Source organism: Actinoplanes sp. CA-131856 (assembly GCF_050956135.1).
In the GTDB taxonomy this organism is placed as follows: Bacteria; Actinomycetota; Actinomycetes; order Mycobacteriales; family Micromonosporaceae; genus Actinoplanes.
On record NZ_CP191849.1, the window covers coordinates 1,725,520 to 1,749,500 of the forward strand.

The following is a 23,981-nucleotide window of genomic DNA, read 5'->3' on the forward strand; positions in this document are numbered from 1 at the left end:
GCGGAGCGGCGCCAGGGCGCATGGCGGAGCGGCGCCAGGGCGCCAGGGCGCATGGCGGAGCGGCGCCAGGGCGTAAGGGTGCGAGGCGGAGCGGCGCGCCAGGGCGTAAGGGTGCAAGGCGCAGCGGCGCAAGGGGCGGGGCGGAAGTGGTAAAGCGCACCCCGACCGGGTGGGCCCACGGCGCGTCCCGGTTGACTTAGGCGAAATGCCGGACACGGTTGTTTGGTGGACGACAAGAGACGGCTGATTCTCGACCAGGCCCTCGCTCTCGTCGACGAGCGCGGCCTGGCCGCGATGTCCATGCGGGCGGTGGCCGAGCGGGTCGGTTTGACCTCGATGGCGCTTTATCCGTACGTCGGTGGGAAGGACGCCCTGCTCGACGGCCTCGTGGATCTGCTCAACATCGAGCTCGAGAACGATGGCCGCGGCGACGGCGACACCGACTGGCGGCGGCGCCTGCGGGCGCTGGGCCGGGCCGTACGCGCGCTGGCCGACAAGCACCCGGGCGCCTTCCCCCTGCTGCTCACCCGGCCGGTCGCGGGTGCCTCGGCCTCCTGGCTGGCCGCCGCTCTGCGCAGTGTTCTTCATGACGCCGGGGTGCCCGCGAAGTCCGTACCGCGAATGGCCCGGATGATCCTGGCCTTTCTGCTGGGTCATGCGACCGGCGAGGTCACTGGTGGCCTGCCGCCGGTGGCCGGGCCGGGCGAGTTCGACGAGGACCTGGATGATCTCGTACGCCTGGTGGAGGTCGCCGTTCAGGTCGCGTGATCGGCGTTCCGCGCCCCGGCACCCCCTTCCGCGCCTATAAAGGGCATATGTCCGGAAACGAGGGTGAGGAAGACGCCGCCCTGCGCACGTTCGTCGCGGCCCGCCTGCCGCACCTGCGCCGGTCCGCCTTCCTGATGTGCGGCGACTGGCAGCTCGCCGCCGATCTGACCCGCGCCACGCTGGCGCGCCTGGTCGTGGACAGCCGGCGCGGCGCCGTGGCCGACGCCGACGTCTACGCGTACGCCGACCTGATGGAGTCGTGCCGCAAGCGCAACCGCCGCCGCGAGCACGTCTTCGTGGCCTCGGCCGGCGCCGAAGGGGTCGCCGCCGAGTCGATCCTGCTGCTGGACGCGCTGCACAAGCTCGCGCCGCGCTGCCGGGCCGTTCTCGTGCTGCGCTACTGGGACGGCTTCGACGTGGACGCCACGGGGGCCATGCTCGACCTCGACGACGAGCGGGTGGGCGCCTACGAGCGGGCCGGTCTGGCCGCGCTGGAGAAGCTGCTCACCGAGTCCGAGGCGGCGATGGCCGGATGAGCGCGCCGACCGGGCCGCTGCGCGAACTGCTGGAGCACGTCCTCGAAGGGGAGCCGTCGGTCGGTGAGGAGGTCGACGCGGTCTTCCGCCGGGCCGATCGGCTGCGCCGGCGCCGCACCCAGCTGCTGCTCGGCTCGGGGCTGCTCGCGGCGGCGGGCGTCGTGGCGGCCGGCTATCTGATCACCACCACCCTGCTGCCGGGCGCGCCCACCGCTGTCGCCCCGGCGGTGTCGGCCCCGGCGACGGTCCGGCCCGCGCCCGCGGTCTCGGAGGCCTCTGATGGCGTACGGGAAATGGTCGAGCCCTTGATCGCCGGTCGTGGCCTCGGGATCAAGTCGGTCGAGCGGGGTGACGGCTGGCGGCGATATCACGTGGTCGACGGGGACGAGCCGCGCGGCGCCATCGACGTGGCCGTCTATGACAAACCGGATGACTACTGCTTCCCGGTGAAGGCCGACAAGAAGGCCTGCGCCCGGGTGGACAAGGCCGGTGGCCTGGAGTTCGTCCGCTACGACGACGACAGCGACGCGGACTGGCAGGTGCGCCAGACGATCGCGCGGCGCCCGGGCGACGGCCGCACGATGGCCGTGATGGCCACCGGCAAGCGCGACGTGGGCGCCGAGCGTGGCAAGCCCGGGCTCACCGGCGCCCAGGTCGAGCAGGTGGCCACCGACGAGCGGGTCTTCGACGCTTTCGGCGCCGAGACGTGTGAGAAGGGCTGCCCGCCGTTCCGAACGCCGGTCGGCTAGCCCCTACACCTTGCGGCGGATCAGGAAGGCGATGCCGGCCAGGCCCACGAGGATGGACGCGAGGACCGCGCCGTTGAGCAGGAACAGGCGGCGCACCTCGCCCACGTACTCCTTCACGCCGGCCGGCTCCTTGGCCGCCTCGACGTCGAGGCCCTGCCCGATGCCGCCGCCGATGCCGCCGGTGACCACGTCGGGCTTCGCCTTGAGCGGCACGCCGGCCACCCGCAGCGCCTCGGGCATGGTGAGCCGGCCGTAGAACCAGCCCTCGGTCTTGGCGCCGGTCGGCTGCTTGGCCAGGCGGTGGGCCCGGGGACCACCGGCGGCCATCGGGAACAGGTCGTACGTCTGCAGGGTCTGCTTGTTGTTGAGCAGGGTGACCGTGTATTTGGCGCCGAGCTTGTCGGCCTTGAGCGCGGTGGTCTGCGACTTGGCCGACGCCATCCAGCTGACCTCGCTGAGCAGGCTGTCGAACAGCCGCTTCTGGGTCTTCTGGTCGACCAGGATCTTGCCGTCCACGTCCTTGCCGGTGATCTGCACGACGTTCGGCTTGGCCGCCGGCTTGGGTGCCGCCTGCGCGGCCGCCGCGGGCGCGAGCCCGACCGCGAGCGCCGCCGTCACCGCCAGCAACCTGGTGATCGTCTTACCAACCATCGTCCGGCCTCCCCGCCCCGTGGTGGACATGGCTTCCGCCTAAGCCTTCCGGGAACAGTGCCCCGGCGCATCTCGAGCCCGACGAATTTGAAGCCATCTGGGGATGTCCCAGAGACGACGACGGCCATTGATCAGCGGCCGAATAGTACCCAGCCCGTGCAACACGAAGGGGGCCCGGTCATCCGAACGGGCCTCCTTTGAGATCAAACTGTGTTACAAGCGTGCGCGCGCCGCGCGCAGACGGGCCAGGGTGCGCTCGCGGCCCAGCACCTCGATCGACTCGAAGAGGGGCAGGCCGACCGAACGGCCGGTGACGGCCACCCGGACGGGAGCCTGGGTCTTGCCGAGCTTGAGCTCACGGGCCAGCCCGACCTCCTCGAGGGCGGCCTTGAGCGGCTCGGCCGACCACTCCTGCAGGGCCTCGAAGGCGGTCGCGGTGGCGTCGAGGATGTCGGCCGCGCCTTCCTTCATGGCCTTGGCCCACGAGGCCTCGTCGATCTTCGGCTCGGTGAGGAAGAAGAAGTCGACGTAGTCCACGATCTCGGACAGCACCGCGATGCGGGTCTGCGCCAGCGGGGCGACAGCGGTGAAGACCTCGGCGTCGAAGGCCGACGGCTCCCACGGCGGGGCCGGGATCGTGTCGGTGCCGCTCAGCCAGGGCGTGCAGCACTGGATGAACTCCTGGACGTCGAGCGCCCTGATGTAGTCGCCGTTGAAGGCCCGCAGCTTCTTGACGTCGAAGAACGCCGGAGCGTGGTTGACCTCCTCGAGGCGGTACTCGTCCTCGATCACCTGCCACGGCACGATCTCGCGGTCGCCCGAGGGCGCCCAGCCGAGCAGCATCAGGTAGTTCTTCATGGCGGCGGCCAGGTAGCCCTCGTCGCGGTAGCTCTCCAGGGCCACCTTGTCGCGGCGCTTGGAGAGTTTCTGCCGCTTCTCGTTGACGATGACCGGCACGTGGCCCCAGATCGGCGGGGTGTGCCCGAGCGCCTCCCACAGCAGCTGCTGCTTGGGCGTGTTGGGCAGGTGCTCCTCGGCCCGGATGACGTGGGTGATGCCCATGGTCATGTCGTCGACGACGTTGGCCAGCAGGAAGACGGCCGAGCCGTCGCTGCGGGCGATGACGAAGTCCTCCATCAGCTTGTTCTCGAACGTGGGCTTGCCACGCACGATGTCCTCGACCACGGTCTCGCCCTCGTCGGGCGTGCGGAAGCGCAGCGCGCGGCCCTCGCCCGGCCCGAGCGCCCGGTCGCGGCAGAAGCCGTCGTAGCCGGTGTGCTGGTTGCCGGTGCGGGCGATGACGTCCTCACGCTTGCAGTCGCAGTAATAGGCCTTGCCCTCGCCGTAGAGGCGGGTGGCGGCGGCGGTGTGGTCCTGCGCGTAGGAGGACTGGAAGTACGGGCCTTCGTACGTGCCGCGCTCGATGCCGATCCAGTCGAGCGCCGAGATGATGCCCTCGGTCCACTCGGGACGGTTGCGGGCGGCGTCGGTGTCCTCGATCCGCAGCACGAAGACACCGTCGTGCTGCTTGGCGTAGATCCAGTTCTGCAGCGCGGAGCGCGCGCCGCCGACGTGGAACATGCCGGTCGGAGAGGGGGCGAAGCGTACTCGTACAGTCACGCGTCAAGGGTACCTATGGCACCGAACGGATTTTCACCACCGCCACGGCCCCGGCGATCGTGACGAGCGCGGTCAGGGCGAACAGGGCCGGATATCCGCCCAGGTGGGTCACGATCGGGGCCGAGATGGCCGGGCCGATGGCCTGGGGCGCGGCGCTGGCGATGTTGATGACCCCCAGATCCTTGGCGCGGTCGGTGGCGGCCGGCAGGACCTGGGTGATCAGGGCGGTGTCGACGGCCAGGTAGACGCCGTAGCCGGCCCCGAAGAGCAGGGCCGCCACCATCGAGACGGGCCAGGTCGGCCAGATGGCCAGCAGGGTGGCCGCGACGGCGATCAGCACGCCCGACCAGATCACGAAGATCTTGCGGCGGCCGAGCTTGTCGGAGAGGTGGCCGCCGATCATGGCGGTCGCGATCATGCCGACCGTGTAGAGCAGGATCATGATCAGCAGACCGGTGTCCGGATCGTCGAGCTTCACCGCGTCGGTCAGGAAGTACAGCAGGTAGAGCGTCCCGAGCGCGTTGCCGAGCTGCACCAGGAAACGGGTGCCGAAGGCCCAGGCGAAGTCGGGGTTGCCGCGCAGGTCGAGCCGCCACTTCGCCTTGACCCGGTGGCCCTCGGGCAGCGGCTCGTCCCGGGTGAGCAGCGCGAACGGGGCGGCCAGCAGGACCAGCCCGAACGCCAGCACGATGTAGCCGAGCCCGATGTCGGTGACCACCGCGGTGACCAGGATGGCCCCGAGCACCAGGCCGAGCGCCTGCGGCATGCCGATCCAGCCGGAGACCAGGCCGCGCTGGGCCACCGGCACCCGGTCGGGCACCGAGGCGGTCAGCGAGGCCAACATGACGTTGATGCCGACCTGCGCGGCCGCCCAGGCCAGGGTGACGGTCAGCAGGTTGGGCGCCTCGGCCAGCACCGACAGCGAGAGCACGGTGACGATGACGCCGCCGAGGGTCCACACGTGCCGGCGGCCGTAGCGTCGGCCGAACAGCCGGAGGCGGGTGCGGTCGGACAGCGCGCCGGCCAGCGGGGCGATGATCACGGCGACCAGGGCGCCGATGCCGGTCACCAGGCCGAGCCACAGCTCCTTGTTGTCCTGGGTGAGCTCGGCGACCTGCTCCGGCAGCAGCACCTGGATGGGGGTGTAGCAGGCCATCCAGAGGCCGAGGTTGGCCGCGAAGAGCAGGCCTATCCAGGATCGGCGGACCGGGACCGTAGGCTCGGCGAGGGCCGTGGCTTCGTGCGCGACGGCCATCCGGCCTCCTCGAAAGGTGAAAGTTCCTCGGAGGTTAGAGGATCACCGATCCCCTGGGAAGAGAGCCTACGGAAAGTGGTCATCCGGTCGCAATAAGAGAGAAGGGTGTTCTGATGGGCAGGATCGTGGCGGTGGAGTACGTGACTCTCGACGGCGTCTTCGAGGAGCCGTCCTGGAGCGGGCCGTACTTCAACGACGAGCTCGGCGCCTGGCAGGACGCGAACCTGCACGAGGCGGGCGCGTTGCTGCTGGGCCGCAAGACGTACGAGGGCTTCAAGGCCGCCTGGCCCCAGATGGAGGAGGCGACCGGCCACTTCGGCAAGCGGATGAACTCGATGCCGAAGCACGTGGCGACGACGACCTTGAGCGAGCCCGAGTGGAACGCGACGTTCCTTCGGGGCGACGTGGCCGACGCGGTGCGGGCGCTCAAGGGCGAGCCGGCCGACCTGCTGATCAACGGCAGCGCCGACCTGGTCAACTATCTGACCCGGCACAACCTGATCGACGAGTACCGGATCATGGTCTATCCCGTGGTGCAGGGCGAGGGCCGCAAGCTGTGGGAGCCCGGCACCAAGATCGCGCTGTCGCTCACCGGGACCTGGCAGACCAAGACCGGGGTCGACGTGGTGACGTACGTGCCGGCCTAGACCGTGAAGCGGTCGACCAGGCCGGTCAGCTTGCGGGCCGTCGCGTCCAGCTCGTCGGCGGCCCGGTGCGACACCGCCACCGAGGCCCGGGTGCCGTCGACGGCGCCGCTGACCACGCTGATGCCCTCGGCGATGTCCCGGCTGCCGGAGGCCACCTCGGAGATGTTGCGGGCCATCTCGGCGGTGGTCGCGGCCTGCTCCTCGACAGCGGCCGCGATCGCCGTCTGATAGTCGTTCACCTGCGCGATCCGGGCCGTGATGGCCTCGATGGCGTCGACCGCCCGGCTGGTGTCGCTCTCGATCGCCTGCACCCGCGAGGTCACGTCCTCGGTGGCCCGCGCGGTCTCCTGGGCGAGCTCCTTGACCTCGCCCGCCACCACCGCGAAGCCCTTGCCGGTCTCGCCGGCCCGGGCCGCCTCGATCGTCGCGTTCAGGGCCAGCAGGTTGGTCTGCTCGGCGATGCTGGCGATCAGCCGCACCACGTCGGCGATGGCCGCGGTCGAGGTGCGCAGCTCGCCGATCACGCCGGCCGCGGCCGCGGTCAGCCCGACACCGTCCCGGCCGGCCTGGGCCGCGTCCTGGGCGTTGTTCGAGATCTCGGAGATCGACGCGCCCATCTCCTCGGCGCCGGCCGCCACCGTCTGCACGACGTGCGAGACGCCCTCGGCGGCCACGTTGACGTGCCCGGCCCGGCTCGCCGCCTCGTCGGCCGACCCGGCCAGCTCGCCGCCGGTCGCGGCCACCTGCCGGGCCGTTCCGGCCACCTCGTGCGAGGCGGCGGTGACCTCGACCATCACCGTACGAAGCTCGCCCACCGCCGTGTTGAGCTCGGCCGAGGCCACGGCGATCTCGTCCTGGCCGTCGACCGGCACGACCACCGTCAGGTCCCGCTTGGCCAGCCGGGACAGGCCGCCGGTGAGCCCGGCCAGCCGGCGCGCGATGCGGCGCGCCAGGACCGCGGCGAACAGGCCGCCGATCACCGCCAGCAGCACCGCGGCCACCACGAAGGCCACCAGCATGGCGCGACGGCCGTCGCGGACCGCTGTGATCGCCCCGTCCGAATCGGCGTCGTAGCCGCCGATCGCGATGGCCCACGAGTACGGCGCGTAGTACGCGACCGTCGTGGTGGTCGACCCCGCCTCGGCCCCGCCCGAGCCGGGCAGCTTGTAGGTCGTGGTCCAAGTGGCGTCGTCCTCCAAGGTCGGTGCCTTGGCCACGATCTCCGAGACGTACTTGGCCCCGTTGGCGTCCGTCGAGTCGATGTCGACGCCGTCCGAGGCACCGTCGATGCTGGAGGCGACCACCCGGCCGGCGTCGGCCGATGCGGTGCTGAAGACGGTGACCCAGCCGTTCTGGCCGACCTCGCCCGCGGTGACCGCCGCGGTCAGGTTGGCCAGCGCGTCCGACTGTGGAAGGCCGGCGAACAACGAGCCGACCACCGCGCCGGAGGCGTCCTTGATCGGGTCGTAGGCGGTGATGTACCAGGTGTCGACCACCTTGGCCACGCCCCGGTACGACTTGCCGGCCTTGATGGCCGCGGCCACCGCGTTCGCCTTGCCGTCCGAGGTGGCCGGGATGTAGGTGCCGATGGCCCGGTTGCCGCTGGCCGCCTTCACGGTCGTGCCGACCCGGAGCAGGTCGCCCGCCGTGTTCATCCGCTGGAAGACGGTGACCACGGCGCCCGAGATCGAGGCGGCGTCGTCCACGAACGGCGTAGTGACCTTGAGATTCTTGTTCTGCCCGAGCCAACTGCCGCCGATCGTCATCCGGGGCAGCGTGACCGTCGTCTTGGCGTTGGTGACCTGGTTGGTGGCGGTCCACGTCGCCGTGCGGCTGGAGAACTCGACCCCGCCCCGCTGGGCCAGCAACTTGTCGGCCGCGTTCATCGAGACGTCGACGCTGTTCTGCACCTCGTCGCCGACCGAGGAGACCAGCGTGGTCACGTCGCTCGTGATCTGTTGGAGGTTCGCGTCGTTCTGCGCGACCACCTCACGCTCGGTGTTCTCGGCGAAATCGGCGCTCTCCCACGCCCCGACCGCCACCAGGACGCCGGCGGTGCCGATCACCCCGCCCAGGCCGAGCGCGAGGAGCTTGTGACTGATCTGCATGCCGCGTCCCACTCCGTACCTATCGGCACGCTTTGGAGACGACTGAGCCGGGCCGGTCCTCGTACGAAGACTGACCCGGCTCTTTAAAAACTCAGCTGTCGCCGCCGGTCTCGCCGACCGGCGCCGCGTTCACGTCGTCGATCGCGTACTTCTTGGCCGCCTCGGCCGGAACGTGCGACGGCACCTTGCCGCGCAGCGCGAGCTGGCGCAGCGTGGCCACCGCGACCGACTCACCGTCCACGTGGAAGTGGCGGCGCAGCGCGTGCCGCGTGTCGCTCATGCCGAAACCGTCGGTGCCCAGCGACGTGTAGTCGTTCGGCACCCAGCGGGCGATCAGGTCGGGCACGGCCCGCATGTAGTCGCTGACCGCGACCACCGGGCCCTCGGTGCCTTCCAGCTTCTGCTCGATGTACGGCTTGCGGGGCTGGTCGCCCGGGTTGAGCAGGTTGTGCTCCTCGGTCTCGACCGCGTCGCGGCGCAGCTCGGTCCACGAGGTCACCGACCAGACGTCGGCCGCCACACCCCAGTCCTGGGCCAGCAGCTGCTGGGCCTTGAGCGCCCAGGGCAGGCCGGTGCCGGAGGCCAGCAGCTGGGCCTTCGGGCCGGTCGTCCCGTCCGGCGCCGCCGAATAACGGTAGATGCCCTTGAGCAGGCCCTCCCGGTCGAGGTCGGCCGGCTCGGCCGGCTGGATGGCCGGCTCGTTGTAGACGGTGAGGTAGTAGAAGACGTTCTCCTGCTTCTCGCCGTACATGCGGTGCAGGCCGTCCTCGACGATGTGCGCGATCTCGAACGCGAACGCCGGGTCGTACGCCACGACGGCCGGGTTCGTCGCCGCGATCAGCAGCGAGTGGCCGTCCTCGTGCTGCAGGCCCTCACCGTTGAGCGTGGTCCGCCCGGCGGTGGCGCCGAGCAGGAAGCCGCGGGTCATCTGGTCGGCGGCCGCCCAGAACTCGTCGGCGGTCCGCTGGAAGCCGAACATCGAGTAGAAGATGTACAGCGGGATCATCGGCTCGTCGTGCGTGGCGTACGACGTGCCGGCGGCGATGAAGCTCGCCGTCGAACCGGCCTCGTTGATCCCCTCGTGCAGGATCTGGCCGTTCGTCGCCTCCTTGTACGACAGGAAGAGCTCCCGGTCGACCGACGTGTAGGTCTGGCCGTGCGGGTTGTAGATCTTCTTGGTCGGGAAGAGCGAGTCCATGCCGAAGGTGCGGGCCTCGTCCGGGATGATCGGCACCCACCGGGCGCCGAACTCCTTGTCCTTCATGAGGTCCTTGAGCAGGCGTACGAAGGCCATGGTGGTGGCGATCTTCTGCTTGCCGCTGCCCCGCTTGACGTCGCCGAACGCCTTGGAGTCGGGGATCTGGAGGATCTTGCCCTTCGTCCGGCGGCTCGGGATCGAACCGCCGAGCTCGCGCCGGCGCTCCAGCATGTACTGCATCTCGTCGGACTTCTCGCCGGGGTGGTAGTACGGCGGGAGGTACGGGTTCTCCTCGAGCTGCTTGTCGCTGATGTCGAGGTAGAGCCGGTCCCGGAAGCCCTTGAGGTCGTCCAGGGTCAGCTTCTTCATCTGGTGGGTCGCGTTGCGCGCCTCGAAGTGCGAGCCCAGCGTCCAGCCCTTGATCGTCTTGGCGAGGATCACGGTCGGCTGGCCGGTGTGCTCCATGGCCGCCTTGTACGCCGCGTAGAGCTTGCGGTAGTCGTGGCCGCCGCGCTTGAGGTTCCAGATCTCGTCGTCCGACAGGTGCTCGACCAGCTTGCGCGTGCGCGGGTCACGGCCGAAGAAGTGCTCACGGACGTACGCGCCGGACTCGCCCTTGTAGGTCTGGTAGTCACCGTCGGGCGTCACGTTCATGAGGTTGACCAGCGCGCCGTCGCTGTCGGCGGCGAGCAGCGGGTCCCACTCGCGGCCCCAGACGACCTTGATGACGTTCCAGCCGGCGCCGCGGAAGAACGACTCCAGCTGCTGGATGATCTTGCCGTTGCCGCGGACCGGGCCGTCGAGGCGCTGCAGGTTGCAGTTGATGACGAAGGTGAGGTTGTCGAGCTCCTCACGGGCGGCCAGGCCGATCGCGCCGAGCGACTCGACCTCGTCCATCTCGCCGTCGCCCAGGAACGCCCAGGTGTGCTGCTGGCTGGTGTCCTTGATGCCGCGGTTGTGCAGGTAGCGGTTGTACCGCGCCTGGTAGATCGCGTTCAGCGGGCCGAGGCCCATGCTGACCGTGGGGAACTCCCAGAAGTTCGGCATCAGGCGCGGGTGCGGGTACGACGGCAGGCCGCCACCCGGGTGCGACAGCTCCTGCCGGAAACCGTCCAGATCGTTCTCGGAGAGCCGGCCCTCCATGAAGGCCCGGGCGTACATGCCGGGGGAGGCGTGGCCCTGGAAGAAGATGTGGTCGCCGCCGCCCGGGTGGTCCTTGCCGCGGAAGAAGTGGTTCATGCCGACCTCGTAGAGGCTGGCGCTCGACGCGTACGTCGAGATGTGGCCGCCGACGCCGATCTCGGGGCGCTGCGCGCGGTGCACCAGCATCGCGGCGTTCCACCGGATGTAGGCGCGGATGCGGCGCTCGACGAACTCGTCACCGGGGAACCACGGCTCGCGCTCGGGCGTGATCGTGTTGACGTAGTCGGTGGAGGTCAGGGGCGGGATGCCCACCTGTCGCTCCCGCGCCCGCTCGAGCAGGCGCAACATAACGTAACGGGCTCTCTTGGCGCCCCGTTCGTCGATGACTCCGTCGAGGGACTCGACCCATTCGTTCGTCTCTTCGGGGTCGATGTCCGGAAGCTGGCTCGGCAGGCCGTCGCTGATCACCGGGCGCTTGCGCTCCGTGGCCACAGGCATTCCTCTTGGTCGGGTGTCGGACCGAGCGGCCCATTGTGTGAGTCGCGCGGTAATAACTCCATCCTGCCCCTTCGCAGTGTGCGTCGTCACGCCTACCGTCCGGGTACGCGATGCGCGACACACGTACTGACCAGTAACATCCTCTTAACGTCAGGCGGGCAGGAAACTGAACCGTACCTGGCGCTCCGGATTGTCTCCGTTGGTGTCCACCAGGCAGACCGACTGCCACGTTCCGAGTGCCATTCGGCCATCGATGACGGGCAATGAGGCGTACGGCGGGATCCAGGCCGGCAGAACGTGGTCGCGCCCGTGTCCGCGCGACCCGTGCCGGTGCCGCCACTTGTCCTGAGCAGGCAGAAGATCGTCGATAGCGGTCAGCAGATCGTCATCCGACCCGGCGCCGGTCTCGATGATCGCGATGCCGGCCGTCGCGTGCGGGACGAAGACGTTGAGAATCCCGTCTCCTTCGGACTCGACGAACCGGGCCGCCTCGGCCGTGATGTCGCGGACGGTGGGGCGGTTGCCGGTGCGAACCGTGATCACTTCTGTGCGCATGGCGAAAGTCTGCCAGCCCCTCTACCAGGCCGCCCGCCGATGCATCAGCCCTATAAACCCGTTTCAGCCTTATTTACCCCTGAAATAGCTACCTTGTGGTGGTAGCAGTGGCCGGAACCGAGCACGGGGGTGTGAGGGCAGTGCAAGCAGAAGGGCCGCGCCGAAGGCGGCGAAACTCCAGGTGGGCGCTCGCAATCGCGAGCGCGCTGCTATCCGTGGCGGGGGTCGTGACCAACCCCGCGCCGGCTTCGGCCGCCCCGCCGGACCCGACCGTCGTGACGGCCTCGCCGGGACGCCGCAGCATCCTCGTGAACTGGACCATGCCGCCGAACCCGGGAACGGTGGGCGGCTATCGGGCGACCGCCAGCCCCGGTGGCCTGTCCTGCGACGCGACATCGCAGAACTACTGCACCATCACCGGGCTCACCGCTCTCACCTCCTACACGGTGACCGTCGCGGCCTGTACGGGCGCGCCCGGCACCGATTGTTCGAGCGGGCTGGCCGCCGCTCCGGTGAAGCCCGGACCGCCGGCCGCGCCGACCGCGGTCACCGCGGCCTATCTGGACAACCCGAACAAGATGCAGGTGTCGTGGACGCCGGGCGACGCCGGCCCCGGCATCGCCTCCTACAAGGTCACGGCCAACACCACCGACGCCCTGACCGGCACCTGCGCCACCCTGGTGGCGTCGACCAGCTCGTCCTGCGAATTCGAGGGCCTGGCCTCGGACACGTCCTACTCGTTCCGGGTGCAGGCCAACGGCGTCACGACCGACGCCGGCACCACCGGCAGCTCGCTGGTGAGCGCGGCCTCGCCGGCCAAGGTCGCCGGCCCGCCGCACAAGCCGGCCAAGCCCACCGTGGAGCGGCTGAGCGACAGCTCGGTGACGGTCACGTGGGACAAGCCGGCCGGCGGCCAGCCGATCACCGGTTACTCGGTGGCCGGCACCCCGTCCGGCAGCTGCACCTCGGCCGACGCCGACGACACCACCTGTGACGTCACCGGCCTCACCGGGGCCACGAGCTACACGTTCAAGGTGACGGCGACCGGCGACGCCGGCGGCGCCTCGCCCGCGAGCGACGCCTCGGACGCGATCATCCCCGCCTATCCGGGCAAGCCCGACCCGCCGTCGGTGGAACTGGGCGACGAGGCCGGCGAGGCGTTCGTCTACTGGGAGGCGCCCGCCGACGGCGGAACCGTCACCCAGTACATCGTGAAGAGCTTCTCGCCGGACGACCAGTCGACGGAGACCGTCTGCACCGAGACCGGCGGCACGTTCCAGTGCGAGGTCGACACCCTCGCCAATGCCAAGTCCTACCAGTTCACGGTCACTGCCAAGAACGCCGCCGGCGAGCAGACCTCGGGCCTGAGCACCCCGCCGATCATCTCGGAGCTGCCGGGTCAGCCCTCCACGCCGGTGGTGACGCTCGGCGACGCCAACGGCAAGGTCAAGCTGACGTGGGACGCGCCGCAGGATGGTGGCACGCTCACCAGCTACGCGGTGACGGTCACCCCGAGCGGCGGCGTCAAGGCCGACGACTGCGGCGCCGACCTCGCCACCCCGTCATGTGAGATCACCGGCCTCGACCCGGCGACCGAGTACACCTTCCGGGTGGCCGCGGTCGGCGACCTGGGGGCGACGGCCTCCGGCGACAGCGCCGGGATCGTCCCGGCCAAGCCGGGCCTGCCGCGCACCGTGGTCGCCGCCCTCGGCGACGCCGAGGGCAAGGTGAAGGTGACCTGGGACCCGCCGAACACCGGCGGCACGGTCGTCACCTACGACGTGACGGCCAAGTCGGACGACGGTCCCGAAAGCTTCGGCTGCGCCGACCTCGCCGTCGGTGTGACCGAGTGCGACATCGACAACCTGGACCCGGACACCGAATACACCTTCACGGTGACCGCCACCAACGCCGCCGGTGACTCGGCCGGTGTGGACAGCAACGCCATCGTGGCCAGCGCTCCCGGCAAGCCGTCCACCCCCGAGGTGACCCTGGCCGGCAGCGGCGCGGTGGACCTGGCCTGGGACCCGCCGGCCGGCGGCGGCGCCGTCACGAGCTACACCGTGAACGTCATCCCGGCGTCCGGCAGCGACGTCGGCGACCTGGATCCGACGTGTGCCGACGATCTCGATACCCCGGTCTGCTCGATCACCGGCCTGGACCCGGCCGTCTCGTACACCTTCACGGTGAGCGCGGTCGGCGGCCTGGACACGATCACCTCCGACCCGAGCGACCCGATCATCCCGGCCGGGGCCGGCGTGCCCGCCGACGTGAAGGCGGAACTGGTCGCCTCGACGGCCGGCCGGATCAAGGTGTCCTGGACGGCGCCGACGGGCGGCACCCCCATCGACTACACGGTGCGGGCCGTCAACCTGAACGGCGCCACGGCGCCCAGCAACGACGCGTGCGTTATCGCGGCCGACGCGGCCGAACTGGCCTGCACCATGCTCGGCCTGGACCTGAACGGCCGGTACCAGTTCACGGTCGAGGCCCGGAACGCGCTCGGCACGGGCACCCCCTCGGGGGCGACCACGGCGGTCGTTCCCGACAAGCCGACAGCGCCCCAGACCGTCGAGGCCGCCCTGGTCGAGGACACTCCGGCTGCGGTCGAGGTGACCTGGTCGGCGCCGTCCGGCGGCGGCGCGCCGTCGAGCTACGTGGTGACCTCCGCGTCGACCGAGAGCGGCGCCGAGACGTTCGGCTGCCCGGACGTCAGCGTCAACACCACCGAGTGCCTGATCACCGGTCTGAGCAAGACCAAGCACTACACCTTCACGGTGAGCGCGAAGAACGCGGTCGACAGCACGGCCGCCATCGCCACCACGGCGATCGTGGCCGACAAACCGGGCGCGCCCACCGGCGCCGAGGTGGAGCTGGACACCGTCGCCGGCGCCGGCAACGCGCTGGTGAGCTGGGTCGATCCGGTCACGGGGGGCGAGGCCGAGGGCTACAAGGTGACGGCCACGTCACCGGACGACGGCACCCTGCCGGTCGTGTGCGAGGCCGACCCGGGCGAGCAGGAGTGCGCCGTGCCGGACCTCGACGAGGACAAGCAGTACGTCTTCACGGTCCAGGCGTGGAACCTGGCCGGCGGCACCGACTCGGCCGCTACCGACCCGATCGTTCCCGGTCTTCCGCTCGCGCCCACCGACGTGCGGGTCGGCATCAGCCTGACGCCCGGCGTCGTTGTGGTCGACTGGGCGCAGCCGCCCGGCTCGGTCGTGAACCGGTGGACGGTCACGCCGGACTCGGCCGACGGCGGGAACGAGCCGTCCGCGTGCCAGATCACGCCGCCCCAGCAGCTGCGGTGCGGGTTCGAGGACCTGAGTCTGGACAAGCACTACACGTTCTCCATCACCGCGGTCAACGACCTGGGCAGCCTGGCCCAGCCGTACGTGACCGACCCGCCAGTGGTCCCGAACCTGCCGAACGCCACCGGGGCGCCGACGGCCGAGATCGTCGCGGTCGACGAGGGCGCGCAGACCGGCACCGTCACGGTGAACTGGCGGCCGGCTCCGCGCGGGGCCACCCCGATCCTGAGCTACACGGTCACCGCGTACGCCGAGAGCGCCCCGGAGACCCCGCTGACGATCGACGGCTGCCTGAACGTTCCGGCCGACAGCGAGCTCACCTGCGACTTCCTCGATCTGCCGGTCGACGATTCGTACACCTTCGTGGTGACCTCGACCGTCGACGGCGGCGCGACCGCCGACAGCCAGCCGAGCGATCCGGTCAACCTGCGCGGACCGGGCATGCCCGGCGTGCCCACGGTCGAGCTTGGCGGGGCCAACGCCGTCCGCGTCACCTGGACCGAGCCGGCCGACGGCGGCCCGATCCTCGGCTACGACGTGAAGTCGAGCCCGATCGTCACCACCCCGCAGAACTGCACCAACGTCGGGGTCAAGAGCCGGACCTGCATCTTCACCGGCCTGACCAGCGGCAACCGGTACAGCTTCAACGTGCGGGCCAACGGCACCGGCGGCCGGTTCGTCGAGACCGGGTACTCCGACCCGATCCTGGTCGGGGTGCCGGACGTCCCGGAGCGGCCGACCGTCGTTCCCGGCGCCTCCACCAGCCAGGTCAATGTCAGCTGGACCAAGCCCAACGACGGCGCCGGCCTCAAGGGCTACACCGTGCAGCTCGACGGTTCGGACGTCTGCACGATCATGTCCGGCGACACCACCTCCTGCACGGTCTCCAGCCTCACCCCGGCCCGGTCCTACCGGTTCCGGGTGCAGGCGAACGGGGTCGGCCAGGCCGGTGACTCGGCGTTCAGCCCGCTCTCCGAGGCGATCGTGCCGGGCGCGCCCGGCCGTCCGCAGAACGTCGACGTGGTCGGCGGGGACCGGCAGATCGCGGTCTCCTGGTCGGCGCCGCAGTACGCGGCCGACCGGGTCGTCTCCTACCGGGTCGCCGCGACACCGGGCAACGGCACCTGCACCACGCTGGCCGCGGTCCGCGAGTGCGTCATCAGCACCGGCGTGGAGAACCTGACCTCGTACCGGGTCACCGTGGTCGCCATCGCCGCCACCGGCCTGGAGTCGCCGGCCAGCGCCCAGTCGGCGCGGGTGCGGCCCACGGCCGGCCCGCCGGGAGCGCCGGCCGACGTCACGGCGGCCAGCCTCAACGCCGGCACCAAGGTCACCTGGGCCGCCCCGGCCGTGCAGGGCGACGGCGTCGCCGGCTACACGGCCACCGCGGTCAACGCGGCCGGTAGCTCGCGCAGCTGCTCGACGACGCAGTTGACCTGCACCATCGCCGGGCTGGAGAACGCGCAGACGTACCGGGTCACCGTGGTGGCCCTGGGCCGGGGCGCGAGTGGCTACTCGGCGCCCAGCGCGGCGGCGACGGTCGTGCCGAGCGTCGCGCCGAACGCGCCGACCGGCGTGGGCGTGGTCGTCGGGGCCCGGAGCTTCGCGGTCAGCTGGACGGCGCCGACCAGCGCGGCCGAGCTGCTGAAGGACTACACCGCCACCGCCACCAGCGGGAGCACCTCGCTCACCTGCACCACGACGGCCACCACGTGCACGATCTCCGGGCTCAACCCGGGCAGCTCGTACGCCGTCTCGGTGGTGGCCAACGGCCAGCAGACCGGCGTCACCTCGGCCGCGGCCACGCCCGCGGGCGGCGAGATCGTGGCGCTGACCGCGACCGCGCCGGCGCTGCCGAGCACGGTGCCCGTCTCGGCGGGCCTGCTGACCAGCTCGGCGGTCTCGCCGCTGCGGGCCGGGCAGGTCCTGACGATCAGCGGCACCGGGTTCGCGCCGCACACCGGGGTCACCCTGGGCTTCTACCCGAACGCGGTGCGACTGGGCACGGTGGTGACCGACTCCACCGGCGCGTTCTCCCAGTCGGTGACCCTCACCGGGGTCTCGACCGGCACCAGCCGCACGATCGTCGCGGCCGGCATGTTCACCGCCGGCACGGTGCGCTACAAGACGCTCACCGTGACCGTCAACCCGTAGGACAGCTCGGCGGACGGGCCGGAGGGATCCCCTCCGGCCCGTCTCACGTGTACAGGTCCAGGATCAGGAACGCGGCCGGGCACAGCGCGGCCAGCAGGAGCAACCTCGTGATCATCCGGCGAGTACAGCACCGGCCGGCCGCCGTCGTGGCGAAATTCGCTCCACGTCAGCCCACGTCATGGGCCCGATGTGGACCCTCCACCGGTTTCCGGCATGGCAGGGCTCGCGCGCCTGCGCGATGCTGGTCGTGTGACCACCCCGCAGAACCTCGACGAGCGTTTCCGCGACGCCGTGTCGGCCCTGCCGCTGCCCGGCGACCGTCGCGCGCCCGGCGACCCCGTCCGCGACGGCTCCACCCTCACCGGCGCCCGCGCGCTCGAGCTCTTCGACGCCCAGCTCGCCAGCCGCCATCTCGACCTCGCGGCCCGCTGGCTGCGCAGCTTCAACGAGGGCTTCTACACCATCGGGTCGTCCGGCCACGAGGGGAACGCGGCGGTCGCGGCCGCGCTCCTGCCGACCGACCCGGCCCTGCTGCACTACCGTTCCGCCGCGTTCTTCACCGCCCGGGCCAAGAGCCTGGCCGACGCCGCCCGCGACGTGCTGCGCGGCGTCGTCGCCTCGGCCCGCGAGCCGATCGCCGGCGGCCGGCACAAGGTGTTCGGCAGCGCCGAGCTGAACATCGTCCCGACCACCTCGACGGTCGCCTCGCATCTGCCCCGGGCCGTCGGCCTGGCGTTCTCGCTCGGCCGGTCCTCGCGCGACACCATCGCGGCCGCCTCCTTCGGCGATGCCTCGGTCAACCACGCGGCGGCCACGGCCGCGCTGAACTCCGCCGGCTGGTTCGAGCGCACCGGCGTACCCCTGCCCCTGCTGTTGATCTGCGAGGACAACGGCCTGGGCATCAGCGTGCCGTCACCGGACGGCTGGGTCGCCGCCATGCTCGGCTCACGGCCCGGCCTGCGCTACACCGCGGCCGACGGCTGCGACCTGGCCGCCACGTACGACGCCGCGACCGAGGCGGCCGGCTATGTGCGCCGCGAGCGGCGGCCGGCGGTCCTGCACCTGTCCACGGTGCGCCTCATGGGGCACGCCGGCGCCGACGCCGAGGTGGGCTATCGCCCGGCCGCGGACATCAAGCGCGACCTCGAGCGCGACCCGCTCGTCGCCACCGCCCGCATGCTCGTCGCGGCCGGGCTCATGACACCCGACGAGGCCATCACCCGATATGACGAGGTGGGCTGGCAGGTCCGCAAGCTGGCCGAGGAGGTGATCGGCGAGCCGAAGATGACCACCGTGGCCGAGATCGTGGCGCCGCTCGCCCCGCGCCGGCCGCTGCGCTCGGCCCACGCGATCACCGAGGCGGCCTCGCGGGCCCTCGGCCCCGGCGCGTCCGCCCGCTCCAAGGTGTTCGGCGGCAAGCTGCCCGAGAACGCGGGCCCGCTGACCCTCGCGCAGACCGTCAACGCCGCCCTCACCGACGCGCTGGCGGGCGATCCCGGCGCCCTGGTGTTCGGGGAGGACGTGGGCCGCAAGGGCGGCGTCTACGGCGTCACCAAGCACCTTCAGGAGCGTTTCGGGGCCGAGCGGGTCTTCGACACCCTGCTCGACGAGACGACGATCCTCGGGCTCGCGCTCGGCGCCGGGCTCGACGGCATGCTGCCGATCCCCGAGATCCAATATCTCGCCTACCTGCACAACGCCGAGGACCAGCTGCGCGGCGAAGCGGCCACGATGTCGTTCTTCTCGTCGGGTGCTTATAAGAACCCCATGGTCGTACGGGTGGCCGGGCTGGCCTATCAGCAGGCGTTCGGCGGCCACTTCCACAACGACAACTCGGTCGCCGTGCTCCGCGATGTGCCCGGCCTGGTGCTGGCCGTGCCGGCCCGCGCGAGCGACGCCGCCCCGATGCTGCGCTCCTGCCTGGCCTCGGCCGCGGCCGACGGCAGCGTCTGCGTCTTCCTGGAGCCGATCGCGCTCTACCACACCCGCGACCTGCACGAGCAGGGCGACGGCGAATGGCTGGCGCCGTACGCGGGCCCGCACGCCTGGTCGTCCGAGCACGTGCCGATCGGCCGCGCCCGCACCTATCCGGTCGGCAACGCGGCCGATCTGACCATCATCACGTACGGCAACGGGCTGCGCATGTCACTGCGGGTCGCGGCCCGGCTCGCCGAGCAGGGCTACGGATCCCGAGTGGTGGACCTGCGCTGGATTTCCCCGCTGCCGGTGAACGACCTGGTGAGGGAGGCCGCCGCGACCGGCCGGGTGCTGATCGTGGACGAGGCACGCCGATCCGGCGGAATCGGCGAGGGAGTCCTCGCGGCCCTGGTGGACGGCGGTTTCGTAGGCTCGGCGAAGAGGATAGCGTCGGCGGATTCGCTGATTCCGCTGGGTCCGGCCGCGCAACAGGTGCTGGTGGGGGAGGATGCCATCACACAGGGTGCCCACACCCTGCTGGCACGGTAAATTGCCTCACACTCGGTGCGCCACTTGCGCCCGGGCGCGCAAGTGTGTGGACTACCCCCAGGTTCACGCACCGATTTCTTGGCTAGGAGGACTTAGACAGTGAGCGCGACCGCTGGTCAGGCCGACGGCGTACGCAGCCTGGCGGACCGGTTCGGCTTCGAGCCGAACATGGTGGTCATGGAGATGGGCTACGACGACGATGTCGACGAGGACCTCCGTGACGCCCTGACCGAACGCGTCGGCGATTTGGTCGACGAGGACACCGACGAGGTCGTCGATGCGGTGCTGTTGTGGTACCGCGACGGCGACGGAGACCTCTTCGAACTGCTGACCGACGCCCTGGGCCCCCTCGCCGACAACGGCGTGGTGTGGCTGCTGACCCCCAAGGCCGGCCGTGACGGCCACGTCGAGCCGAGCGAGATCAGCGAGTCCGCCCCCACGGCGGGCTTGCAGCAGACCTCGACGGTGAACGCCGGCAAGGACTGGACCGGGGCCCGCCTGGTCTCACCCAGGGGTGCGAAGAAGAAGTAGCTCACTGCCCTTCCCGAGCCGACCGGCGTCCTCGTGACGCCGGTCCAGCTAGGGTTGTGCCCATGCCGCTTCCCGTCGGCGCCGAGGCGCCTGACTTCTCCCTGAAGGACCAGAACAACCAGGTGGTACGCCTGCGTGACTTCCGCGGTCGCAAGGCGGTCCTGCTGGTGTTCTACCCCTTCACGTTCACCGGCACGTGCCGGGGCGAGCTGACCGCCGTGCGGGACAACCTGGACGCCTTCCAGAACGAGGCGGTCCAGGTGCTGGCCGTCAGCGTCGACTCGGTCTACAGCCACAAGGTCTGGGCCGGCCAGGAGGGTTTCGACTTCCCGCTCCTGGCCGACTTCTGGCCACACGGCGAGGTGGCCCGGGCGTACGACGTCTTCCACACCGAGGGCGGCATGGCCAACCGGGGCACGTTCCTCATCGACCGCGAGGGCATCATCCAGTTCTCCGAGATGATCGGCCCGGGCGAGTCCCGCGACGTGAAAGCGTGGCTGGCCGCGGTCGATCGCTGATTCGCGGTCAAGGTACGATGGCGGCTCCCGGTCACAACCCGGGCGCGTAGCTCAGTGGGAGAGCACTCGCCTTACAAGCGAGGGGTCGTAGGTTCGAAACCTACCGCGCCCACGAGTCGGAGGATCCCCCTGTCCGCGGAACGCGCGGACCACTCCGACCCGTCATATCTTCTCCGGGGCCGAGCCCCGGAGACCCCACGTTCCGTCCGGCTGCGGCTGGGTGGGTGGCGGTGTAGGGGCCTGCGCCCTGTTCGCTCGGCTGCGGCTGGGTGGGTGGTGGTGTAGGGGGCCTGCGCCCTGTTCGTCCGGCTGCGGCTGGGTGGGTGGTGGTGGATGGGGCCTGCGCCCTGCCCCTCACGTGGGCTGGCGAATTTTCCTCTCGGTGCTGGTTGGGTTGATGGTGTCCGGGGTTGGGGGATTTGTGCACGCTCGGCATGAGCTTGGGCTTGACGGGGAGCGGCGGTACTCGGTGATTCTGCCGGTCCGGCGGTGGCTTCTGGTTGAGAAGGTGCTGGACGACTACGAGAGCGTCGAAGGGGACCTGCTCGTTGATCGGCGCGCGGCGCACTCGGTTCGGGAGAGTGTGTACGGGGACGATCTGCGGCCGTTGCCTGACGACCGGGTGACCACCGTCGAGCTGTCGGGGGCCGAGTGTCAGCTCGTGGCCGACTCGCTCGCCCATCGGGCGGCGGCGGCCGACACCGAGAGCCACGATCACGGCATCAACGTCAGCGGGTCGGAGATCTGGGATCTGCTGCGGGTGCTGGACGCCCAGCTCACCCGTCAGTGACGGCTTGTCGGATCACGGACCGTAAGGGTCTTGGAACCATCCGGGGCTGGGAGTCTGGCCTTCGCATCACCACCCAACGTGCGCGGGCGGTCATATGTCTGATCTCTCTCCTGATCTTTTTCAGCGCTGGTACCACTCCTTCGAGGAGGACACCGACGAGGAGGCCGTCTACCGGCCCGCGGATTTCCCGTTCCCGCCGCGGCGGGCGCCCCGGGAGAGCCTCGAGTTCCGGCCCGGTGGCGGCTACATCGAGTACGGCCCGGGACCGGCCGACCGGTCGGCGCCGAGCCGGGGCAGCTGGGAGGCGGAGCAGGCGGACGCGGTACGGGTGCGGGCCGGCGCGGGCACGCGCCTGCTGCACATCACGGCGCACGACGGGCAGGTGCTGAAGATCCGCAAGTGACCGACAGGAGATGAGTTCAGTGGACTCCGACGAGATCATCGAAGCTCCCGCACGACGCCGCTGCGCCACCGAGGACGTCCACCGACGGCTGCTGAACGACAGCATCAGTTACCGCGTGGCCCGCACCGACATAGAGAACCTCGCCTTCGCGTACGCGAGTGGCGAGAAGCGCGACGACCGCACCGAGGTCGTCACCATCCCGGTCGTGATCCACGTCGTCTACAGCACCGAGGAGCAGAACGTCTCCAAGGAGCAGATCGACAGCCAGATCGCGGTCCTCAACGAGGACTTCCGGGCGGTGAACCCGGACGTCAAGGACGTGCCACCGATCTGGCAGGGCCTGGTGGCCGACCTGAAGATCGAGTTCCGCCTGGCCACTGTCGACCCGCAGGGCAACCCGACCGACGGCGTGACCCGGCGGCAGACGACCCGCACCTCGTTCGGCGGCAACGACACGGTCAAGTTCGCCGCGACCGGCGGCACCGACGCCTGGCCCAGCGACAGGTACCTGAACATGTGGGTCTGCCAGCTCAGCGCCGGCCTGCTCGGCTACGCCCAGTTCCCCGGCGGCCCGGCCGAGACCGACGGCGTGGTGATCACCCACACCGGGTTCGGCAAGACCGGCACGGCGCGGGAGCCGTTCGACCTGGGCCGCACGGCCACCCACGAGATCGGCCACTGGCTCAACCTCTTCCACATCGGCGGCGACGACGGCACCGGTTGCGGCGGCACCGACCTGGTGGCCGACACCCCGAACCAGTCCGACCAGAACGTGGGCCGCCCCCGCTTCCCCCGGATCACCTGCGGCAACGGCCCCAATGGCGACATGTTCATGAACTACATGGACTACGTCGACGACGCCGCCATGTTCATGTTCACCAAGGGCCAGCTCGAACGCATCGACGCCTGCCTGGCCGGCCCCCGCCAGAGCCTCAAGGGCACCGCACCAACCGCGTGACGGACCCCCGGCCGCCGAGCCGGCCGCCGCTCTCGGCACGGCAGCCACGCTCGACCGGCGGCCGTCGGGGAGGGCCGGGCGCAATGGCGCGCCCGGCCCGCGGCCCCGTCACATGCCGCCTTCCCCGCTGACCGCGATGCCACCCGACGCGCTCGGGTGGCAGAGGACGCGCCCGAGGTAGAGGGTGAGGTTGCGGGTGGCGCGCCTGGTCTGCGGCCCCGTCTCATGCCGCCTTCCCGGCTGACCGCGATGCCGCCCGACGCGCTCGGGGTGGCAAGAGGACGCGCCCGAGGTAGAGGGTGAGGTTGCGGGTGGCGCGCCCCGTCTACGGCCCCGCTACATGCCGGCCTCCCCACTGACCGCGCCGTTGGACGGCGTGCTCGGGATGACAAAGGGCGCGGCCGGGGTGGCGGAGGGCGCGGCTGGGGTGCCGGAGGGCGCACCTGGGGTGGCCAAGGACGCCGCGGAGTTGCCGGAAGGCGCGGCGGGGGTGCCGGAGGGCGCACCTGGGGTGGCTAAGGACGCAGCGGAGATGCCGGAGGGCGCGGCGGGGGTGGCCGAGGGCGCGCCTGGGGTGGCCAAGGACGTGGCGGGGGTGCCGGACTGCGCGGCTGAGGCGGAGGGCGTGGCCCGGGTGTGCCAGCGGGCGCCCGGGGCCAGCTCGCCCAGGTATTCCAGGCGGGCTCGGATGCCTCCGTTGCTGCGGCCGAACTCGGCCATCAAGTCTCGGGGGCGGGCGCCCTCGCGGTAGCGGGTCAGGAGGCGGTCGTCGTCGTCCGGGGTCCAGCGGGTGCCCTGGTTGGGGTGGCGGCGCTCGGGCGGTGGCGCGTCGCGGGCCGAGGAGGACGACGGCTGGGTCATGGCCAGCAGGCCGGCCAGGGTGGAGGTGAGGACGTCGGTCAGGCCGGGCAGGTCGGACGGTGTGATGCCGGCGCTGAGCTCGCTCACCACGTGGCCCTCGGGGTCGCTGCTGACGACGCACAGGTCGAAGCGGTCGTCCTCGGCGGGGAACGAGGTCACCTGATAGGCCGTGCCGCCCAGCACCAGGCGGCGGTCGAGGGTGATCGGTGCGGTTCGGAACGCGGTGTCATTCATGGCCGCGAAGTTAGACCCACCCCCTGA

At 70.8% G+C, this 23,981-nt stretch carries 18 protein-coding genes and 1 tRNA gene; 12 read left to right on the forward strand and 7 right to left on the reverse strand.

Annotated features, from left to right (window positions below):
- Positions 1-225: 225 nt before the first annotated feature.
- From ACQP2X_RS08330 to ACQP2X_RS08340, 3 genes are read left to right on the forward strand one after another with little or no spacing between them, the layout of a single operon-like run.
- Positions 226-768, forward strand: coding sequence for a TetR/AcrR family transcriptional regulator (locus ACQP2X_RS08330; RefSeq protein WP_498695498.1), 543 nt, complete (start codon positions 226-228; stop codon positions 766-768).
- A 47-nt stretch (positions 769-815) separates the two neighbouring features.
- Positions 816-1,304 (forward strand): sigma factor-like helix-turn-helix DNA-binding protein, encoded by a 489-nt coding sequence (locus ACQP2X_RS08335; protein ID WP_498695499.1) that lies wholly within the window; start codon positions 816-818, stop codon positions 1,302-1,304.
- A complete protein-coding gene (locus tag ACQP2X_RS08340; RefSeq protein WP_498695501.1) occupies positions 1,301-2,053 on the forward strand; it encodes a hypothetical protein in 753 nt (250 codons plus the stop codon). Before ACQP2X_RS08335 ends, ACQP2X_RS08340 begins: the two co-directional genes overlap by 4 nt.
- A gap of 3 nt (positions 2,054-2,056) precedes the next feature.
- Here ACQP2X_RS08340 and ACQP2X_RS08345 read toward each other — a convergent pair whose 3' ends face one another.
- The 3 genes from ACQP2X_RS08345 to ACQP2X_RS08355 all read right to left on the reverse strand — a co-directional run bounded on the left by ACQP2X_RS08345 (position 2,057) and on the right by ACQP2X_RS08355 (position 5,579).
- Positions 2,057-2,704 (reverse strand): hypothetical protein, encoded by a 648-nt coding sequence (locus ACQP2X_RS08345; protein ID WP_498695502.1) that lies wholly within the window; start codon positions 2,702-2,704, stop codon positions 2,057-2,059.
- A 213-nt stretch (positions 2,705-2,917) separates the two neighbouring features.
- Complete coding sequence (gene gltX, locus ACQP2X_RS08350) at positions 2,918-4,324, reverse strand: glutamate--tRNA ligase (RefSeq protein ID WP_498695503.1); 1,407 nt, start codon at positions 4,322-4,324, stop codon at positions 2,918-2,920.
- A 13-nt stretch (positions 4,325-4,337) separates the two neighbouring features.
- Positions 4,338-5,579 carry an MFS transporter gene (locus ACQP2X_RS08355; RefSeq protein WP_498695504.1) on the reverse strand — a complete coding sequence of 414 codons (1,242 nt, stop codon included), beginning with the start codon at positions 5,577-5,579 and terminating at the stop codon, positions 4,338-4,340.
- Positions 5,580-5,692: 113 nt separating this feature from the next.
- Between ACQP2X_RS08355 and ACQP2X_RS08360 the strand changes: the two genes are divergently transcribed.
- Positions 5,693-6,226, forward strand: coding sequence for a dihydrofolate reductase family protein (locus ACQP2X_RS08360; protein WP_498695506.1), 534 nt, complete (start codon positions 5,693-5,695; stop codon positions 6,224-6,226).
- On the opposite strand, the gene ACQP2X_RS08365 is transcribed toward ACQP2X_RS08360, so the two are convergent.
- The 3 genes from ACQP2X_RS08365 to ACQP2X_RS08375 all read right to left on the reverse strand — a co-directional run bounded on the left by ACQP2X_RS08365 (position 6,223) and on the right by ACQP2X_RS08375 (position 11,728).
- Complete coding sequence (locus ACQP2X_RS08365) at positions 6,223-8,334, reverse strand: methyl-accepting chemotaxis protein (protein WP_498695507.1); 2,112 nt, start codon at positions 8,332-8,334, stop codon at positions 6,223-6,225. The genes ACQP2X_RS08360 and ACQP2X_RS08365 overlap by 4 nt on opposite strands.
- A gap of 91 nt (positions 8,335-8,425) precedes the next feature.
- Positions 8,426-11,167, reverse strand: a complete 2,742-nt coding sequence (gene aceE, locus ACQP2X_RS08370) for a pyruvate dehydrogenase (acetyl-transferring), homodimeric type (RefSeq protein WP_498695508.1) — start codon at positions 11,165-11,167, stop codon at positions 8,426-8,428.
- 156 nt (positions 11,168-11,323) lie between these two features.
- The gene (locus ACQP2X_RS08375; protein ID WP_498695510.1) at positions 11,324-11,728 is read right to left on the reverse strand and encodes a YjbQ family protein; all 405 of its coding nucleotides are present in this window, start codon (positions 11,726-11,728) and stop codon (positions 11,324-11,326) included.
- A 215-nt stretch (positions 11,729-11,943) separates the two neighbouring features.
- Here ACQP2X_RS08375 and ACQP2X_RS08380 point away from each other — a divergent pair, with 215 nt between their 5' ends.
- The 8 genes from ACQP2X_RS08380 (at position 11,944) to ACQP2X_RS08415 (ending at position 22,859) form a co-directional block, all read left to right on the forward strand.
- Positions 11,944-17,193, forward strand: coding sequence for a fibronectin type III domain-containing protein (locus ACQP2X_RS08380; protein WP_498695512.1), 5,250 nt, complete (start codon positions 11,944-11,946; stop codon positions 17,191-17,193).
- A gap of 213 nt (positions 17,194-17,406) precedes the next feature.
- Entirely contained in the window at positions 17,407-19,659 is a 2,253-nt protein-coding gene (locus ACQP2X_RS08385; RefSeq protein WP_498695513.1) for a thiamine pyrophosphate-dependent enzyme, read from the forward strand.
- A 99-nt stretch (positions 19,660-19,758) separates the two neighbouring features.
- A complete protein-coding gene (locus ACQP2X_RS08390) occupies positions 19,759-20,190 on the forward strand; it encodes a DUF3052 domain-containing protein (protein WP_360923124.1) in 432 nt (143 codons plus the stop codon).
- A gap of 62 nt (positions 20,191-20,252) precedes the next feature.
- Positions 20,253-20,708 carry a peroxiredoxin gene (locus ACQP2X_RS08395; protein ID WP_498695514.1) on the forward strand — a complete coding sequence of 152 codons (456 nt, stop codon included), beginning with the start codon at positions 20,253-20,255 and terminating at the stop codon, positions 20,706-20,708.
- Between the two features lie 40 nt (positions 20,709-20,748).
- Positions 20,749-20,820 (forward strand) — tRNA-Val (locus tag ACQP2X_RS08400).
- Between the two features lie 357 nt (positions 20,821-21,177).
- Positions 21,178-21,498: a hypothetical protein gene (locus ACQP2X_RS08405; protein ID WP_498695515.1), complete on the forward strand. Its 321-nt coding sequence runs from the start codon at positions 21,178-21,180 to the stop codon at positions 21,496-21,498.
- A 94-nt stretch (positions 21,499-21,592) separates the two neighbouring features.
- Positions 21,593-21,901, forward strand: a complete 309-nt coding sequence (locus tag ACQP2X_RS08410; RefSeq protein WP_498695517.1) for a hypothetical protein — start codon at positions 21,593-21,595, stop codon at positions 21,899-21,901.
- A 10-nt stretch (positions 21,902-21,911) separates the two neighbouring features.
- Positions 21,912-22,859, forward strand: a complete 948-nt coding sequence (locus ACQP2X_RS08415) for a zinc metalloprotease (RefSeq protein WP_498695518.1) — start codon at positions 21,912-21,914, stop codon at positions 22,857-22,859.
- Positions 22,860-23,195: 336 nt separating this feature from the next.
- Here the strand turns inward: ACQP2X_RS08415 and ACQP2X_RS08420 are convergent, their stop codons facing one another.
- Positions 23,196-23,954 carry a hypothetical protein gene (locus ACQP2X_RS08420; RefSeq protein ID WP_498695519.1) on the reverse strand — a complete coding sequence of 253 codons (759 nt, stop codon included), beginning with the start codon at positions 23,952-23,954 and terminating at the stop codon, positions 23,196-23,198.
- Positions 23,955-23,981 lie beyond the last annotated feature (27 nt).

Bases quoted from the DNA above. Each gene is read 5' to 3' on its own strand.
- ACQP2X_RS08335 (WP_498695499.1), top strand. From the start codon at position 816: ATGTCCGGAAACGAGGGTGAGGAAGACGCCGCCCTGCGCACGTTCGTC.
- ACQP2X_RS08340 (WP_498695501.1), top strand. From the start codon at position 1,301: ATGAGCGCGCCGACCGGGCCGCTGCGCGAACTGCTGGAGCACGTCCTC.
- ACQP2X_RS08345 (WP_498695502.1), bottom strand. From the start codon at position 2,704: ATGGTTGGTAAGACGATCACCAGGTTGCTGGCGGTGACGGCGGCGCTC.
- ACQP2X_RS08355 (WP_498695504.1), bottom strand. From the start codon at position 5,579: ATGGCCGTCGCGCACGAAGCCACGGCCCTCGCCGAGCCTACGGTCCCG.
- ACQP2X_RS08360 (WP_498695506.1), top strand. From the start codon at position 5,693: ATGGGCAGGATCGTGGCGGTGGAGTACGTGACTCTCGACGGCGTCTTC.
- ACQP2X_RS08365 (WP_498695507.1), bottom strand. From the start codon at position 8,334: ATGCAGATCAGTCACAAGCTCCTCGCGCTCGGCCTGGGCGGGGTGATC.
- ACQP2X_RS08375 (WP_498695510.1), bottom strand. From the start codon at position 11,728: ATGCGCACAGAAGTGATCACGGTTCGCACCGGCAACCGCCCCACCGTC.
- ACQP2X_RS08385 (WP_498695513.1), top strand. From the start codon at position 17,407: ATGGCAGGGCTCGCGCGCCTGCGCGATGCTGGTCGTGTGACCACCCCG.
- ACQP2X_RS08395 (WP_498695514.1), top strand. From the start codon at position 20,253: ATGCCGCTTCCCGTCGGCGCCGAGGCGCCTGACTTCTCCCTGAAGGAC.
- ACQP2X_RS08410 (WP_498695517.1), top strand. From the start codon at position 21,593: ATGTCTGATCTCTCTCCTGATCTTTTTCAGCGCTGGTACCACTCCTTC.
- ACQP2X_RS08415 (WP_498695518.1), top strand. From the start codon at position 21,912: ATGAGTTCAGTGGACTCCGACGAGATCATCGAAGCTCCCGCACGACGC.
- ACQP2X_RS08420 (WP_498695519.1), bottom strand. From the start codon at position 23,954: ATGAATGACACCGCGTTCCGAACCGCACCGATCACCCTCGACCGCCGC.